This window comes from Niastella sp., from assembly GCF_045805085.1.
Taxonomy (GTDB): domain Bacteria; phylum Bacteroidota; class Bacteroidia; order Chitinophagales; family Chitinophagaceae; genus Niastella.
In genome coordinates this window covers 11,634-28,889 of the sequence record NZ_JBJMLX010000088.1, presented here as the reverse complement: position 1 = coordinate 28,889, position 17,256 = coordinate 11,634, and the positions used below count along the sequence as shown (strand labels likewise).

Here is a 17,256-nt window from a genome sequence, read left to right as displayed (position 1 = left end):
TTGTTCTGGAAATATGGAAGCTTCCTATCTACAATTTAAAATCAAAAAAAGGATGAAAACAATAGATAAAAATTACCTGAACGGACAATTCACTCCATCAAAAGGTACAGAGATCATTGATATATTTAATCCAGCCAATAACCAGCAAATAGGCAAAGTCGTTATGGGAACAGAAAGCGATATCCTGGCTGCCATAGAACATGCTTCAAACGCATTCCCGGCCTTTTCCCGTTCGTCGAAAGAGCAGCGCATTGAATACCTGAAAAGATTACCTGATGCTATTATGGAACGTTTGGAGGACCTTCAGGAGGTAACGACAGATGAATACGGCGCCACGGTGCAACGTTCCCTTTGGTCAAACCGGTATGCTGCAGAAACTTTTTTGTATTTCAGGGAAATATTAAAGGACTTCGATTTTGAGCGCAGGATAGGTCAGTCACGGATCTCCCTGGTGCCGGTTGGCGTTACCGCTATCATGACCGCATGGAATGCCAATTCCGGATCTATATGTGTTAAGCTTGCTGCTGCCATAGCAGCCGGTTGTACTACTGTTATTAAACCCAGTGAAATGAGTGCGTTGCAATCGCAGGTATTGGCTGAATGCTTTGATAAAGCAGGCCTGCCGCCGGGGGTGATAAATGTGGTTCATGGAAGGGGAGATGTATTGGGGACAGTCCTTTCTACTCATCCTGCAGTTGCCAAAATATTGTTTACGGGTTCAACTACCGTAGGTAAAATTATTGCCCGTAACGCTATTGAAACCATGAAAAGGGTAACGCTTGAATTAAGCGGCAAATCTCCGAACATTATCCTGGACGATGCAGATCTGGAGACTGCGATACCCATGGCCGTGAATGCCGGTTTTATGAATAACGGGCAGGCTTGTATTGCTGGTACGCGGTTACTGGTGCCGGAACATTTGTTACCGGAAATAAAAAAGATTGTTCTGAAAACCGTGGAAACGTTAAAAGTTGGCGATCCTCGTGATGAGCAGACTGCGATCGGACCTTTGGCGGGAAGCAAACAGTACGATCGTATTCAGCATTACATCAAACTTGGAATGGAAGAAGGAGCTGAACTGCTTACAGGTGGGTTAGGAAAGCCTGAAGGCCTGTCGGATGGCTATTATGTAAAACCGACTGTATTTACCGGCGTAACCAATGACATGGCCATTGCCCGGGAGGAAATTTTCGGTCCTGTTCTGTCGATCATTACCTACCATACCGAAGCGGAAGCAATCTCGATCGCCAACGATACCATCTATGGCCTACATGCCTATGTGAGTTCCTCCAATATGGAACGTGCTAACAGGGTTGCCGCACAGATCAATGCCGGAAGGGTGGCTATCAATACACTCTACCATGATGCGTTGGCTCCTTTTGGCGGGTTCAAACAATCAGGGATCGGCAGGGAAGGGGGAGTTTATGGACTGGAAGAACAATTGGAGACAAAAGTTATTATAGGGTAGCCATTTGTTATCTCTGAGATGTTTTGTATTTTGGAAAAGTTTAATTCACCCTATAATTTGACCTTAAAACTCAACCAAATGCAGTTTGATCAAAACCCGCCCGACTTACTGGCCGATGAAGTTTATTATGAAAGAGCCAGTACCGGCAAACGCTTCGCTAATTATATAATCGACCTTATTGTATTTTATTTGTTTGTGTTCGGTTTTGCCATCTTGCTCGCAATAGCAGCGCCCTCCACATTTAATTCATGGACCCGTGAGAGTAGTAGCCTGGGCATCGTAGACAACATACTCTCGCTTTTCTTTTATGCCATATATATGTCTATAGTGGAAGCTTTATTAAAAGGAAGGTCAGTGGGTAAATTCATTACCAAAACCAGGGCAGTTAACCTTGACGGTACGCCCATTTCCGCCAGCACCGCGTTTTCAAGAGGATTCAGCCGGGCCGTTCCTTTCTGTGTATTTAGTGCCCTTGGCAGTGTTTGTAATCCCTGGCAGGACAAATGGACCAATACCATGGTTATTAATAATGTTAATTAATTAAATACTATTTATTAAGCCCTGACATTCTTTTACGTAAAAGAGTTTCAGGGCTTTTTCATTTAGAAAGCTGAAGGAAATCCCCATCGATTATTAAAAGTTTCACCCCGTTTTCTGAAAACGATCTGTGACTGCTACAATCATCCGATACTACGTAAGTCATTCCCTGACTAAGTGTAAATTGCTGGCCATTATCAAGCTCGCTAACAAATTCTCCTTCGAGACAGTGAACAATATGACCTTTTTTACACCAATGATCTGCCAGATATCCCTTTGAGTAGTCCACTCTTCGAATACGTAACCCTTGCAGTTGTAATGTTCTCCAAACTGCTATACCAGTGGTTCCCGAATGTTCAGTAGCAGGGATTACATCCCAGTCAATTGTTTGAAAGTTAAAGTTGCTCATTGTGTAAGTATGTCATCAAATCGGTGAATATATGCTTTCAATGATACCACACTGGTTCTTGGACATCCTTTAATGTGGACTGAATTTACCTCCCAAACTTAGAACTCTTCCACGCATTCAACATCTGTTGCCCTTTTTCCTCGTCTTTATAAAAGATATTTATCGCAAACTCTTTTTTGTCGAAGAGTCTGTAATACAACAGCATGTGTAAAACCATTTTATTCGGGTAGGTAACAGTTGTTATAAAAGTATGGAACTCCAGGTTGCTGATCTTTTCTACGATCATAGTAGTGTCAACTTTTACTCCCTGCAGTTGGGTGGTTAAAGTTTTATATAGCATGTCATTTCCGGCCTGCTTGGTTTTTAAATAATCGCCGTCGACTACCGGATCAAAGGGTTGGTAGCTACAGTTAAAGTGATTCATTTGATCTGTTTTGAATTGAAAAAGTAGTGTGGCGTGATTCTCCACTTTTGTATTATTGGCCTTATCCATAACAGCAGCCCCTTTGCTTTCCATTCTCGCCCATTCTGTGGAATCTATAGGTTGAAAATTCTCCGGAATGGTAATTCTCCAGTTGAAATCTTTACTGTAAAATTCTTTTTTAGGAGTGGTTTGTGCTGCACAAAATTGAAAGAGTATCGACAGGCAGATAGCCAGGCAGGTTATTATTTTCATGGAATAGTTATTATTAATTCCACAAGGTTAGAAAAGGTATTAATAAAACCAAGCATCAACATTGTTTAAAATAACCAGATAGTACAGGATCTTGCCGTATGATGAATTACATATCAGTCTTTTTTACATTGTAACGGGCTTGCTTCTTGGTGTTCATCAATGATTGAAACTGTTCAATAAAAAGCCCGACATGATAACCATCTGCCAGGGCATGGTGAACATGCACGGCAAGCGGTAACAGCTTTTTGCCATTTTCTTCGGTTACCTTCCCGAAGGTGATCTTTGGGCAGCTATCGGCAAATGAAAAACACCGGGCATGCGATACTGATGTAAAGTTTATCCAGGGAAGCGCCGAGAAATGAATGACATTCTCACCCGAAACAGCCGGAATTAAACCACTTGCCAGTTTCTCTGTCTCGATGATCCGGGTAGCGTTCAAATAAAAAAGCTCCTCATCGTTGCTATAATCTATATAGGAAAAACCAAACGTGCCATCCGGACGGGGTACCGTAGGCGAAGCATGGACCTCATCGAACAGGTAAACTTCTTTATCAATAATGCGATAGCGGAAATTCTCAATGGCGTTGGCTGCCTTTAAAGCCTGGTACAGGTAATACTGAAAAAATGAAATGCCCCGCTCTTTTGCATAGTGATAAGCTAAGGTGCAATCTATTGAAACGGTTACGCCAAAAAAGGGTTCTTCAAATTGGGAGAAGAACCGGTAATGGTCTTTTCTTACCCAGCTGTTTATGTCGATCGCTGTTTTCATGGCTAATCAAGATGTTTAATGATGTCAGCAATATTGTTTAATGATATCAGGTTCGGGTGTTCTACTTTTTCTTCGTGCAGTTCATGTTTCCAGGTGGTATGAAAGGGAATATGCCCGGCAAATGCCTCCAGCGCCAATACAGGCAGAATATCCGATTTAACCGAATTGCCCAGCATCAGGAAGTTGGCCGGCGAACAATCCAGGTGTTTTAACAGCTTTTGATAATTGGTCACCTGCTTATTGCTCATGATCTCTATATGATGAAAATAATCCTGCAACCCTGATTTAGTAAGTTTTCGTTCCTGGTCAAGCAGATCGCCCTTGGTTGCTATAACCAACCTATACTTCCTATGCAACGCTTCCAAAGTTTCTTCAACCCCTTGCAATAGCTCGATGGGTTTATTTAATAGTTCCTGACCCAATTCCAGCACCTGGTTTATCAAATGCAGTTGGGCAGTCCCATTCGATACGCGGGTGAGCGTTTCTATCATGCAAAGAATAACTCCCTTTATACCGTAGCCGTACAGGTGCAGGTTCTTCATTTCGGTGTTAAACAGTTCCTGGGAGGCTGCTTCGGGTGGTAACCAGGCTGCCAGTAATTCGCAGAACCGGTTCTCGGCTTCCTGAAAGTAAGGTTCGTTCACCCAAAGGGTATCATCAGCATCAAAAGCAATGGTTTTAATGTGGGTTCTCATAGCAGGCAAAATTGGTTGGTTACTTCAATTATAAAAAGGACATTTGTCCCAACCAGGAAATTATGCTTCGTACCAACAACGCCTTTTTATCATTTATAGAACAGCTGTATAATAACCAGCACCATAAGGAAGATATTCTGTTAAAGGAATATTCCCGGGAACAGCTCTTGCTGCGCCAGGGCGAAAGGCCCGCCAAAGTGTTCATGATAAAAGAAGGTATTACAACAGTTGATATCAATGAAGATGACGACCGGCGGTTTATTGTAGAGTTCCTGGGTAAAGGCGAGAGCCTTGGCGAGATTGAAATTGTTAAGAACGTTACCTGTTTATGCAATGTAAGGGCATTGACGCCTGTAAAGGTGTATGCCATTTCCATTCCTTATTTTGTATCGTTGCTTGAAAAAGACCTGCCGTTTAACAGGTTCCTGCTGGAAACCTTTGCCACCCGCATTATCAATACCTCTGCACGCGCCTCCTTTCAGCAACTGCATACCGTAGAACATTCATTGACCAGGTTGCTTGAATTGTTGAAGGTACAGGAAATGACTATTTCCAAAGAAGATATGGCGGCTTACCTGGGCATCACTATTCGCAGCCTGAACCGGACGTTGAAAAAGTTGAAAGCATAAATGTTGGTGGGCTTTTATTTTACGCAAACGTTAGCGTAACATTCTTCCTGCCAGCGAAGCCTTTGTGGCTATATTTGACACTTGCACATTATCAACATATGAAAGGAAGAAAATATCGCTTGTTTGCCTTGCTTGCCCTGCTTGGCATAGCCTCATTCAAACCCCTCACCTCCATTTACAAGGACGGTTGGATTGATTTAAATAAAAACGGTAAGAAAGACATTTATGAAGACCCCAAACAATCAGTAAACGCCCGCACGGCCGACCTGTTGTCGAAAATGTCGTTGGAAGAAAAGACCTGTCAGATGGCCACCCTGTATGGCTGGCACCGGGTGTTGAAAGATTCGTTGCCAACGGCCGATTGGAAGAATGCGATCTGGAAAGATGGCATTGCCAATATCGATGAACACCTGAATGGTTTTGCCGGTTGGGGTAAAACACCGCCTATCGACCTGGTAAAAGATATGGAAAAGCACGTATGGGCCATGAACGAGACCCAGCGTTTTTTTATAGAACAAACCCGCCTCGGCATTCCGGCCGATTTCACCGATGAAGGCATTCGTGGCGTAGAGGCCTATGAGGCAACTGGTTTTCCTACCCAACTCAATATGGGCATGACCTGGAACAAAGAGCTCGTTCACCAGGAAGGTATTATTACCGGCCGCGAAGCCCGCGCCCTGGGTTACACCAACGTGTATGCACCTATTTTAGATGTAGCGCGCGACCAGCGCTGGGGACGCCTGGAAGAAAGTTATGGGGAAGACCCTTACCTGGTTGCCAGCATGGGCATTGCCATGGCAAAGGGTATTCAGCAGGATGGAAAGGTAGCCTCTACTGCGAAACATTTTGCGGTGTACAGTGCCAATAAGGGCGCCCGGGAAGGACAGGCCCGCACAGACCCGCAAGTAGCGCCGCGCGAAGTGGAAAACCTGTTGTTGTATCCTTTCAAAAAAGTAATAAAAGAAGCGGGCATCATGGGCGTGATGAGCTCATACAACGATTATGATGGTATTCCTGTTTCGGGCAGCAATTACTGGCTGATCCAGCGCCTGCGGGTTGAAATGGGTTTTACCGGTTATGTGGTGAGTGACAGCGATGCCCTCGAATACCTGGCTACCAAACACCATGTGGCCGCCAATTTAAAGGAAGCCGTTTACCAGGCTTTTATGGCCGGGATGAATGTGCGTACCACCTTCCGGACGCCTGACAGCATTATAATTTATCTGCGTCAGCTGGTGAAAGAAGGCCGCATTCCCATGGATACTATTAATCACCGCGTGGCCGATGTGTTGCGCGTGAAATTCAAAGTGGGCTTATTCGATCATCCCTATGTAGAAAGCGCCGCAGAAACCAGGAAATTAGTGAACAGCGATGCCAGTCAGCAAGTGGCTTTGCAGGCATCCCGCGAGAGCGTGGTGCTGTTGAAGAATAATAACAATATGCTTCCTCTCTCAAAAGGGTTGGAAAAAATAGCTGTAGTAGGTCCCAACGCCACCGATGACGATTATGCGCATACACATTATGGTCCGTTGGGATCGCCCAGCGTAAATATCCTGCAGGGCATTCAGGCAAAACTGGGCGCCGATAAAGTATTGTATGCAAAAGGCGCTGACCTGGTTGATAAAAACTGGCCTGAAAGTGAGATCCTGCCAGAACCAATGAATACGGCAGAACAGGCCATGCTCGACTCTGCCGTGCAAATTGCCAAACAGGCGCAAATGGCGGTTGTTGTTTTAGGCGGAAATACGCGCACCGCCGGCGAAAGCAAGAGCCGCACGAGTCTTGACCTGCCCGGTCATCAGCTCGAGCTGATAAAAGCCATCAAAGCCACCGGCAAACCTGTAGTGGTAGTATTGATCGGTACGCAACCTATGAGCATTAATTGGATCGATAAATACATCGATGGCATCGTGTATGCCGGTTACCCAGGCGTAAAAGGTGGTATCGCCATTGCCGATGTATTGTTCGGTGATTACAATCCCGGCGGCAAGATCACGCTTACGTGGCCTAAATCGGTAGGACAAATACCTTTTAATTTCCCCAGCAAGCCCGGTGCGCAATCGGATGAAGGCGAGCATGCAAAAATTAAAGGGTTGTTATATCCCTTTGGTTTTGGCTTAAGCTATACCAGCTTTGGTTATAATAACCTGAAGATAAACACAGGTAAAACTGCAACTGATCCTATTGCCGTAACAGTAGAGGTAACCAATACCGGCAAGGTGGCTGGTGATGAAGTGGTGCAATGTTACATTCGCGATGTGTTGAGCTCGGTGACTACGTATGAAAAACTATTGAAAGGTTTTGACCGCGTTCATTTGCAACCCGGCGAAACCAAAACAGTTTCCTTTACCATTCCCCGTGAAGAATTGAAATTGTATAACCGCGAAATGAAGTTTGTGCTGGAGCCCGGTGAGTTCAGTGTAATGATCGGCGGTTCATCATCGGATATTAACCAGAAGGAGAGTTTCTTTATAAAATAGGTCCCGTCTTTTTGAAAATTATAACCAGGGTTCAGTCAGTTTATTTTTCTGATTGAACCCTGGTTTCTTTTTGGGGATATGGTTTACTTTACGTTGTCTTTAAAGGTTAAGTGATTCAAACCAGGAACCTATGACTCATTCATTTCAACCGATTTCTATATCGATATAGAAGCCTCATAATTTTACAGAATTACCTATTTCAATGGTTGCCTCCAAAACCCATTGCTAAAATTTTCTATAACGCTATAGCATGATCGGCCTTAGCGGCATGTTCGAAATGGCCCACGGATCGCTCCGGGTTTGACGGCATCATTATGGCAAGCGCAACCGTTACATCGCTATAGGCCAGCCGTGGATCAGCCGTACTACTTCCGTACCACAGCCATAGATACAGGCAGGATCAACCGTACCACAGCCGTTCCATAGCCGTAGATGCAGGCAGGATCAGCCGTACCACAGCCGTAGCACTGCCGTAGTTGAGCCGATGTTGAACGGATCAATGAGTTATGGAAAAAGTGGGCTAAGATGATGGCGCAATGGCAGCGGAATGGTACGGTAATGGCCTGGGTATTGCCTGGGCATGGTCTGGAAACCCTACAGGTACTCTAGTGCTACAGACCATTCCCTGACCACTGTTAGACCACTCCCTGACCACTATTAGACAACTATCAGACAACTCCGCTACAGTGTGTCTCGTCATCTGATCCCATCCATCTCATAAATCCCATGAATCCCAGTTCAGACCTTCTGCCAGACTCATCCAGAACTTCTCCCACACTTCTCCCGGTTTTTCCCGGTCTCTCCAGTGAAAGGTGGGAGAAGTCTGGGATATGCCCTGGAGCATGTCAGGAAGAGAGTGGGAGAAATTGTAATATAGCATCCCAAACATCCCGCTATCCCATTCATCCCGGTTCAGACCTTTCGAACGCAAATAACCCAAAGTGAAAGTAAATAGCATTGGTATTGATAATCAATTAAATATATAAAGCTGCTTAACTAATCGAAGAATTAAACCACCCAATCATTTTTCTTTTCTTTTGTTTGTTTTGCTATTTTTTCGATTGTTTTCTTATTTTTGATCTATAGCCTTCCAATCAAACCATATGTTACCAAATCAAAGACGAGAGAAAATACTGGAAATGCTCCGTGAAGACGGGTCCGCAAAAGTGGGTGACCTGGCACGGATCTTCAAAGTAACAGAAGTAACTATCCGTCAGGACCTTGAGAAGCTGGAAAAAGAAGAGATGGTGATCCGCGAACATGGCGGCGCCTATCTGAAAAATATCGAAGACCAGGTAAAAGGATTCTATGTGGCCCACCAGGAATTGAACACGCAGGCGAAAGAAAAGATCGCCGCCAAATGCCTGGAGTTTATTGAAAGCGGCGATACCATCATTCTCGATTCCGGTTCAACCGTAACTGAGATCGCGAGAAAATTAAAAGGTTTCAGAAACCTGACGGTAATCACCAACGCGCTGAACATTGCGATGATGCTGGGAACCGAACCGGGCATTGAAGTAGTAATGACCGGCGGCGAATTTAAACCACCTACCTTATCGTTGACCGGTCAAAAAGCGGCCGACTTTTTTAAAGGCATCAACGTCTCAAAGCTCTTTTTGGCCACAGCGGGTATCTCCCTGAAATCAGGATTAACGTATCCCAGCTTAAGTGACATCATAGTAAAGAAAGCCATGATAGAAGCGGCAGAAATGACCTACCTGGTGGCCGATTCTTCCAAAATAGGAAAGAATGCCTTTGCCAGTCTGGGCGCGTTGTCGCTCATCAATTACATCATCACCGACGATGGCATAGAAGATAAAGACAGAAAACTGTTCGAAGAACACGAAATAGAACTTATAGTAGCCAGTTAATAAACCACAAATAATTACAGATGAAGATTGCTCAAACAACGCTTGGTGTTATCATTGGAAACAGAGATTTTTTTCCTGATAAATTAGTGGCCGAAGCACGTACTGAAATTGTTGCCCTGTTTGAAAAATTGAATATCACGCCTATTTTATTAACTGATGCCGATACCAAATTAGGTGGTGTGGAAACTTTTAAAGAAGCACAACGTTGTGCCGATCTGTTTAAAAAACATGCTGCCGAGATCCAGGGTATCCTGGTCGTATTGCCCAACTTTGGCGATGAAAAAGGCGTGGCCGAAACCATCAAGCTGGCTAACCTCAACGTACCCGTGCTGGTGCAGGGCTATCCCGATGACCTTAACAAAATGGACGTAGTGAACAGGAGAGACGCCTGGTGCGGAAAGATCTCTGTTTGCAATAACTTATACCAATTTGGAATAAAATACTCCCTTACCACCAAACACGTGGTAAGCCCTTCTGATGAATCGTTTATTGCCGATCTGAAAAATTTCATGGCCGTTTGCCGGGTGGTAAAAGGGATGCGCAATGTCCGTATTGGCGCAGTTGGCGCCAGACCCGGCGCCTTCAATACCGTACGCTACAGTGAAAAGATCCTGCAACGCAATGGGATCTCTGTTACTACTGTTGACCTGTCTGAGATTTTGGGCAACGCCAACAAATTAACAGCAGACCATGCCCGCGTAAAAGAAAAACTCGAAGGTATTAAAGCGTATACCCCAACCGGTAAAACACCCAATGACAAGCTGGTTCAAATTGCCAAGCTCGATGTAGTGCTGGCTGATTTTATGGCTGAGAACGCACTCGATGCTACTGCCATCCAATGCTGGACCTCCCTGCAACAAAACTATGGTTGCAATGTGTGTACCAACATGAGTATGATGAGTGAGAACATGCTGCCCAGCGCCTGCGAGGTAGATGTTACCGGAACGCTGAGCATGTATGCCATGCAGTTAGCTTCCGGCACACCCAGCGCCCTGGTTGACTGGAACAACAACTACGCCGATGATGATAGCAAATGCGTACTGTTCCATTGTGGTAACTGGGCCAAATCATTCCTGCCCGATATCCAGATCAGCACCGCGCCGATCCTGGGTACATCAGTAGGTGTTGAAAATACCTACGGCGCGTTGGATGGTCGTACCCCTGCTTCGCCGTTGACGTATGGTAGAATAAGCACCGATGACAGCCAGGGTATTATTAAAGCCTATGTGGGTGAAGGTGAATTGACCAACGATGCGCTGAACACCTTTGGTAACCGCGCTGTTGCCCAGATCAATAACCTGCAGGGCCTTATGCAATATGTATGTAGAAATGGCTTCGAGCACCACGTGGTGATGAATGCTAGTAAGACAGCTTCTATTCTTAAAGAAGCTTTTGAGAATTATTTAGGCTGGCAGGTATATTGGCATGCTTAGTTGACCAGTTGATCAGTTGACCAGTTAACGAGGAAGAATGGGAGTAAGAAGGGGGAAGTTGATAGGGTTGACAAAGTTGATGGAGTTAACAAGTTAACAAGTTGAACAGTTGAATATTGTCGCGAGGCCAAATTGCCGATTGCCGATTGCCGATTGCCGATTGCCGATTGCCGATTGCCGATTGCCGATTGCCGATTGCCGATTGCCAAAAAACGAACTAATTATGAACAAGCACGACCTGGAGAAAAAGTCTGTCGAGTATCGCAAAAAGATCCTCAAATATATAGTAGGCGCTAAGGCCGGTCATACCGGTGGCAGCCTGTCCTGTACCGATATCCTGAACGTGTTGTACAATCACGCATTGAAGATATCGCCACAGACATTTACTTCGCCCGACAGGGACCGGTACATCCAAAGCAAAGGCCATTGTGTGGAAGCGTTGTTTGTGGTGCTGGCCGATAAAGGATTTTTCCCGGAAGAACACCTGGAAACCCTTTGCCAGTATAGATCGCACTACATTGGTCACCCTACACGTAAAGTAAAGGGAGTAGAACAAAATACCGGCGCCCTGGGCCACGGTTTACCCATTGCCGTTGGAAACGCCATTGCCGCCAAACTCGACAAACGCGATTATAAAGTATACACCCTCATGGGCGATGGCGAATTGCCCGAAGGGTCCAACTGGGAAGCGGCTTTAACGGCAGCGCATTACAAACTCGATAACCTGTGCGCCATCGTAGATAAAAATACATTGCAGATCACGGCGCCTACGGCAGAAGTGTGTAACACCGATCCGTTGGATGAAAAATGGAAAGCGTTTGGCTGGGCAGTAAAAGAAGTAGACGGGCACGATATAGAAGCGCTGCAAGCAGCTTTCGACAGCCTGCCTTTTGAACCTGGCAAACCCAGTGTGATCATTGCCCATACCGTAAAAGGCAAGGGTGTGAGCTTTATGGAAAACAATCTCAAGTGGCACCATGGCGTGCCTACTAAGGAAGAATATGCATTGGCGATGAGTGAGCTGGAGAATAGCATGGAAAAGGCAACAGTGTAATTAAAGCTGAAGTAAGAAATAAGAAGTAGGAAAAAGGCAGACGGCAGAAGGCAGACGGTAGAAAAACCTCGTCGCTGGGGGAGGTCGGCAACCTGAAACATGTAACCTGTAACAAAAAAGAATGGCGCATATAGAAGCAACAGATCCGAATGGATACAAACCCAACCAGGAGATCTTCTCAGAGATCCTCCAGGAATTGGCAGCAAAAGACAGGGACATTATTGCGGTAACCAGTGATTCCCGTGGATCGGGCAAACTGGTTCCCTTTGGCAAAAAATTCCCTGAGCAGATTGTTGAAGTAGGTATTGCCGAGCAAAACCTGGTAGGTGTAGCCGCTGGTTTGGCTGCTGCCGGTAAAAAAGTATTTGCGGTTTCCCCCGCCTGCTTTTTAACCGCGCGGGCGCTGGAGCAGATCAAGAACGATGTGGCGTATAGCGACAATCCCGTCACGGTAGTAGGTATCAGTGCCGGCGTAAGTTATGGCGCGCTCGGTTCTACCCACCACAGTCTGCACGACTTTGCAGCACTCCGATGCATCAATAACATTACCGTAGTAGTGCCGGCCGATAATTTTGAAACGGCCCAGGCAACGGCGATGGCGGCAAAAACCAACAGTCCCGTATACCTGCGTTTTGGCAAAAAGGTAATGAACAATCTGAAGGAAGTGAACGACGATACTTTTGCCTTTGGTAAAGGCCGCGTGATCACCGAAGGGAATGATGCCGCTATTATTGCCTGCGGTGAAACGGTGTATCCTGCTGTACAGGCTGCGAAGCTGCTGGGGGAACAGGGCATTAACGCTACCGTCGTAAGCATGCATACCATCAAGCCGCTGGATACCGGTCTGCTGGCGAAACTGGCTGCCAGCTGTAAAGCCATTGTTACCGTGGAAGAACATAGTGTATACGGCGGATTGGGTGAAGCCTGCGCTTCTTATCTGATGCAACATGGTTTGCACAAGCCCTTCCGCATTGTAGGTATTCCCGATGAATACACTGTGACCGGTTCACAACAGGATATATTCAATCACTACCATCTTACCAAAGAGGGGATAGCTGAGGTAGTGAAAGGCTTATTATAATGAAAGCCCCCCTCCACCGGAGGGGGGATGGGGGGAGGCCTGTAATTCTATTAACGATTAATTTCTACAGATGAAACGAAGCTTGCCGATATGTATAACATTGCTTGGTCTGCTGTTGGTGTTTACCCAGTGTAAACAACAAAAGACTAAAACCGGGAAAAAGAAAATGGCCGTTGTAGTATCAACGCTCAACAATCCCTGGTTTGTTTTTCTGGCCGAAACGGCTGCCGCCAAAGCCACGGCCCTTGGCTACGATGCCAAGATCTTCGATTCACAAAATAACACGGCTACCGAAGGCGATAACTTCGATAATATTATTGTAGCCGGTTACGATGCCATCCTTTTTAACTCAACCGATGCCAATGGCTCGGTGGCCAACGTAATGAAAGCAAAGGCGGCGCGCATTCCGGTCTTTTGTATGGACCGAGAGATCAATGCCACCAATGCGGCTACCTCGCAAATATTATCCGACAGTTACTCCGGCGCCGTTGCCATAGGAGTGGACTTTACCCAACAATTACATAAGAAAGGAAACTATGTTGAGTTATTGGGCCTGGTAGGTGATAATAACACCTGGGCTCGCTCAAAAGGTTTTCACAGCGTTACCGATAATTATCCCGGGTTAAAAATGGTAGCCCAGCAAAGCGCCGACTTCGATCGTAACAAGGCCATGGAAGTAATGGAAAGCATTCTGCAGGCACAGCCTGATATCGACGCCGTTTTCTGCGGTAATGATGGTATGGCCATGGGCGCCTACCAGGCACTGGTAGCCGCCGGTAAAGCCACCAAAGTAAAAGTGTTTGGCTTTGATGGCGCAGAAGATGTGATCACCGCCATTAAAGAAAATAAAGTATACGGCACAGGTATGCAGTTTCCCAGGGTAATGGCGGAAACTGCCGCGCAGTTTGCCGATGAATACATAAAGGGTAGAAGAGATTTTCCACAGAAGATCCCGGTAGCAGTAGAACTGGTGACACCCAAAAACATCAACGATTATATTGCCTACGGAAAAAAGTAAAGTATGGCCAGGAAAATAGTAAAATACGGGTTGCTTGCGATTGTTATAAGTTTGGTTGCCTATAAATCTGTCTTCATCGTAAAACTCAGCGAGCTTCAGACAGTAGAACCAAAAGACTTTGATGCCCCCGCTTTTGTCCAAAAGCTGTGGGAAGGCAAATTGCCCGCCCGCCTCGATAGCGCCATCTCTCTCGATGCTTTGCAGGCAGCCATGAAGGCGAACCCCGGCGCTGCTTTCGACACATACTTCAATTCCCTGAGCATTGGTAACATTCGCTATGGACTGGTGAAATTAACCGGTAAAGTAGTGGCCATAAATGATGATGAGGTAACAGTGGTAACCGGTAACAGCAAAGACCCGCTTACGGTGAAAATTGCTACCGAGTACGTGTATGGCAATGCGATCAGGGATGCGAGCCGACTGGTTGATATCAGGGATTTTGTAAACACTACCGATCTGAATAATATTTCTGAAGCGCTGAATAAAAGAGTACGGAATGTAATACTGCCGCCTTTTAAATCGAAAGTGAAGAAGGATGATACTATTACCTGTACGGGCGCGCTGGAACTTAACGAAGCGCATTACTCGTTAAACGACCTGGAAATTATTCCTGTTCAATGTAAAATCATTCAACAATAACCATGTTGATTGCACAAAACATAACGAAGAAGTTTGCCGGAGTTACTGCCCTTAATAACGTGAACCTGGAACTGCATCCCGGTAAGGTGAATGCCATTATCGGGGAGAACGGCGCCGGTAAGTCTACCCTCATGAAGGTGTTGTCGGGAGTGTATGTTGATTATGAGGGCGCCATTATTTACAACAACGAGCCGTTAAAACTCACCGGCACTAAAGATGCAGAAGCAAAAGGCATTGTGATCATTCACCAGGAGTTGAACCTGGTGCCGGGCCTCAGCATCACCGAAAATATTTTCCTTGGCCGTGAGCGCTGCAATACACTGGGTATGCTCGATAAAAAAGAGATGGCCCGGGAAACCAGAACGTTGTTGGAGAAAGTAAAACTGGATGCTGATCCCGGTCAGTTGGTAGGCGCCTTAAAAGTTGGGCAACAACAACTGGTGGAGATAGCCAAAGCCCTGCATACAAAGGCCAACGTAATTATCATGGATGAGCCTACTTCGGCCATCAGTGATAAAGAAGTAGACAACCTGTTTGTGATCATCAACGAACTGCGCAGTGAAGGCAAAACCATCGTTTATATTTCGCATAAATTGAAAGAACTGTTCACCATTGCCGACCGGTTTGTGGTGATGCGGGATGGCTGTTCCATTGAAAGTGGCACAATGGCCGATATAAAGCAGGATGAGCTGATCCATAAAATGACGGGCCGTGCGTTAAACGGAACCACCAACAATGCCACGCAAATATTTACCGAGCCGGTATTGCGGGTGGAAAACATCAACCTGAAAAGTACATTGCGCTTTAAAAGCAATGTGCTTACTGATATTTCACTCACCCTGCACAAAGGTGAGATCGTTGGGCTGTATGGATTGATGGGCGCCGGCAGAACAGAATTGATGGAAACCCTGTTCGGCCTGCATCCCAAAAGGGCCAGTGGCAACATTTTCGTCAATGAAAAAGCGGTGCAGATCCAATCGCCCATCCAGGCCATTAACCACGGTATTGCTTTGGTACCGGAAGACAGAAAAGCGCATGGCCTGATCCTGAATCAAAAAATAAAAACGAACATCAGTATCACGGTGCTGAACACGTTGGAAAAATGGGGCATCGTGCTGGCCAATAAAAGAGAAACCCGGTTGTCGAAAGAATATATCCGGCAACTGGGCATCAAAACCCATTCTGAAAACAATCTTGCCGGAAACCTCAGCGGTGGTAATCAGCAAAAGATCGTGCTGGCCAAATGGCTGGCTACAAATCCGGGCATTTTGCTGCTGGATGAACCAACGCGCGGTATCGACATCAATGCCCGGTTCGAGATCTACAGCCTGATGAAGAAACTGGCTTCGGCCGGCATGGCTATTCTGCTGGTCTCATCAGAATTACCGGAGATCCTCACGGCCTCGCACCGCGTGCTGGTAATGGCGGAAGGAAGGCTGACCGCCAACATTCCTATTGCCGAAGCAACTGAAAGCAATATTTTGAAACATGCCATACAACATAATATTACTGCCTGATGATTGCGATTCAAAGAAATAATACGATAAACCTTGCCCGGCTGCAATCAGTGATCGCGCTGGTTGTTCTGTGCACCATCGTTGGCATTTTAAGCGACAAGTTCCTTACCATGGACAATGGCTGGAATGTGTTGCGGCAGATAGCGGTGAACATCTGCATCTCTGTTGGTATGACGCTGATTGTGTTAACTGCGGGCATCGATTTGTCAGTAGGTTCCATCCTGGCCTTGTGTGGCGCTATCACCGCCGGTTTATTAAAGAACGGGATCAAGCTGCCATCGGCCGATCTTTTTGTTGGTTTTACCCTTTTAGGCGCCTTGTTAGGGGGCATCATCACAGGCTCCCTACTTGGCTGGTTTAATGGATTTGTAATTACGAAGTTCAAAGTACCGCCGTTTGTAGGCACGCTGGCCATGCTCACCATTGCACGTGGCCTCACCATGTTGTGGACGCAAGGCCATCCCATCAGTAACCTCGGTGCTCCGTTCGCCACTATCGGTACCGGTTGGTTGCTGGGTATTCCCGTGCCGGTTTGGATCGCAGGCGTTGTCGTATTGCTGGCGATATTTATTACGCGGCAAACAAGACTGGGCCGGTATATTTATGCCATTGGCGGCAATGAAAATGCCGCCATCTTATCAGGCATCAACATCAATAAAGTAAAATTAATTGTATACAGCATTGCCGGTGCATTGGCAGCAGTAGGTGGCATTATGGTCACCTCAAGGCTCGACTCGGCGCAGCCCAATGCCGGAACCGGTTATGAACTGGATGCTATTGCAGCAGTAGTGATCGGTGGCACTTCTTTATCAGGAGGGAAGGGCAGCATTGGCGGTACCGTAATGGGTGCCGTGATCATCGGCGTATTGAATAACGGCCTCGTGTTGTTGAACGTATCCCCCTTCTGGCAGCAGGTAGTAAAAGGGGCTGTTATTTTAATTGCGGTTATTATTGATAAAGGCGGAAATAAGAAATGACAA

General features: G+C 46.1%; 17 protein-coding genes. 12 read left to right on the top strand and 5 right to left on the bottom strand.

Going from position 1 to position 17,256, the window contains the following annotated elements; translation table 11 throughout:
* Together ACJ751_RS04480 and ACJ751_RS04475 are read left to right on the top strand one after the other, a co-directional pair.
* Positions 1-1,468, top strand: a 1,468-nt coding sequence (locus tag ACJ751_RS04480) for an aldehyde dehydrogenase family protein (protein ID WP_407744176.1), incomplete at its 5' end; no start/stop codon positions are given.
* Between the two features lie 78 nt (positions 1,469-1,546).
* Positions 1,547-2,008, top strand: coding sequence for an RDD family protein (locus ACJ751_RS04475; protein ID WP_407744175.1), 462 nt, complete (start codon positions 1,547-1,549; stop codon positions 2,006-2,008).
* Between the two features lie 58 nt (positions 2,009-2,066).
* Here the strand turns inward: ACJ751_RS04475 and ACJ751_RS04470 are convergent, their stop codons facing one another.
* From ACJ751_RS04470 to ACJ751_RS04455, 4 genes are all read right to left on the bottom strand, one after another.
* Positions 2,067-2,414: a DHCW motif cupin fold protein gene (locus ACJ751_RS04470; protein WP_407744174.1), complete on the bottom strand. Its 348-nt coding sequence runs from the start codon at positions 2,412-2,414 to the stop codon at positions 2,067-2,069.
* Positions 2,415-2,499: 85 nt separating this feature from the next.
* Positions 2,500-3,090, bottom strand: a complete 591-nt coding sequence (locus ACJ751_RS04465) for a hypothetical protein (protein ID WP_407744173.1) — start codon at positions 3,088-3,090, stop codon at positions 2,500-2,502.
* A 106-nt stretch (positions 3,091-3,196) separates the two neighbouring features.
* Positions 3,197-3,859 (bottom strand): CatA-like O-acetyltransferase, encoded by a 663-nt coding sequence (locus ACJ751_RS04460; RefSeq protein WP_407744172.1) that lies wholly within the window; start codon positions 3,857-3,859, stop codon positions 3,197-3,199.
* Positions 3,860-3,861: 2 nt separating this feature from the next.
* On the bottom strand, positions 3,862-4,554 hold the full coding sequence (locus ACJ751_RS04455; protein WP_407744171.1) for an HAD family hydrolase: 693 nt from the start codon (positions 4,552-4,554) through the stop codon (positions 3,862-3,864).
* A gap of 62 nt (positions 4,555-4,616) precedes the next feature.
* Here ACJ751_RS04455 and ACJ751_RS04450 point away from each other — a divergent pair, with 62 nt between their 5' ends.
* Both ACJ751_RS04450 and ACJ751_RS04445 read left to right on the top strand, forming a co-directional pair.
* Positions 4,617-5,183 (top strand): Crp/Fnr family transcriptional regulator, encoded by a 567-nt coding sequence (locus ACJ751_RS04450; protein WP_407744170.1) that lies wholly within the window; start codon positions 4,617-4,619, stop codon positions 5,181-5,183.
* A gap of 98 nt (positions 5,184-5,281) precedes the next feature.
* Complete coding sequence (locus tag ACJ751_RS04445; RefSeq protein WP_407744169.1) at positions 5,282-7,663, top strand: glycoside hydrolase family 3 N-terminal domain-containing protein; 2,382 nt, start codon at positions 5,282-5,284, stop codon at positions 7,661-7,663.
* Positions 7,664-8,378: 715 nt separating this feature from the next.
* Here the strand turns inward: ACJ751_RS04445 and ACJ751_RS04440 are convergent.
* Complete coding sequence (locus tag ACJ751_RS04440) at positions 8,379-8,621, bottom strand: hypothetical protein (protein WP_407744168.1); 243 nt, start codon at positions 8,619-8,621, stop codon at positions 8,379-8,381.
* Between the two features lie 145 nt (positions 8,622-8,766).
* Here ACJ751_RS04440 and ACJ751_RS04435 point away from each other — a divergent pair, with 145 nt between their 5' ends.
* The 8 genes from ACJ751_RS04435 to ACJ751_RS04400 all read left to right on the top strand — a co-directional run bounded on the left by ACJ751_RS04435 (position 8,767) and on the right by ACJ751_RS04400 (position 17,253).
* Complete coding sequence (locus tag ACJ751_RS04435; RefSeq protein ID WP_407744167.1) at positions 8,767-9,534, top strand: DeoR/GlpR family DNA-binding transcription regulator; 768 nt, start codon at positions 8,767-8,769, stop codon at positions 9,532-9,534.
* Positions 9,535-9,554: 20 nt separating this feature from the next.
* The gene (locus ACJ751_RS04430) at positions 9,555-10,967 is read left to right on the top strand and encodes an L-fucose/L-arabinose isomerase family protein (RefSeq protein ID WP_407744166.1); all 1,413 of its coding nucleotides are present in this window, start codon (positions 9,555-9,557) and stop codon (positions 10,965-10,967) included.
* 223 nt (positions 10,968-11,190) lie between these two features.
* Positions 11,191-12,021: a transketolase gene (locus tag ACJ751_RS04425; protein WP_407744165.1), complete on the top strand. Its 831-nt coding sequence runs from the start codon at positions 11,191-11,193 to the stop codon at positions 12,019-12,021.
* 121 nt (positions 12,022-12,142) lie between these two features.
* Positions 12,143-13,102, top strand: coding sequence for a transketolase family protein (locus ACJ751_RS04420; RefSeq protein ID WP_407744164.1), 960 nt, complete (start codon positions 12,143-12,145; stop codon positions 13,100-13,102).
* A 70-nt stretch (positions 13,103-13,172) separates the two neighbouring features.
* Positions 13,173-14,120, top strand: a complete 948-nt coding sequence (locus ACJ751_RS04415; RefSeq protein ID WP_407744163.1) for a D-ribose ABC transporter substrate-binding protein — start codon at positions 13,173-13,175, stop codon at positions 14,118-14,120.
* Between the two features lie 3 nt (positions 14,121-14,123).
* On the top strand, positions 14,124-14,759 hold the full coding sequence (locus ACJ751_RS04410) for a DUF2291 domain-containing protein (RefSeq protein ID WP_407744162.1): 636 nt from the start codon (positions 14,124-14,126) through the stop codon (positions 14,757-14,759).
* 2 nt (positions 14,760-14,761) lie between these two features.
* Positions 14,762-16,276: a sugar ABC transporter ATP-binding protein gene (locus ACJ751_RS04405; RefSeq protein ID WP_407744161.1), complete on the top strand. Its 1,515-nt coding sequence runs from the start codon at positions 14,762-14,764 to the stop codon at positions 16,274-16,276.
* A complete protein-coding gene (locus tag ACJ751_RS04400; RefSeq protein WP_407744160.1) occupies positions 16,276-17,253 on the top strand; it encodes an ABC transporter permease in 978 nt (325 codons plus the stop codon). Before ACJ751_RS04405 ends, ACJ751_RS04400 begins: the two co-directional genes overlap by 1 nt.
* Positions 17,254-17,256: the final 3 nt, after the last annotated feature.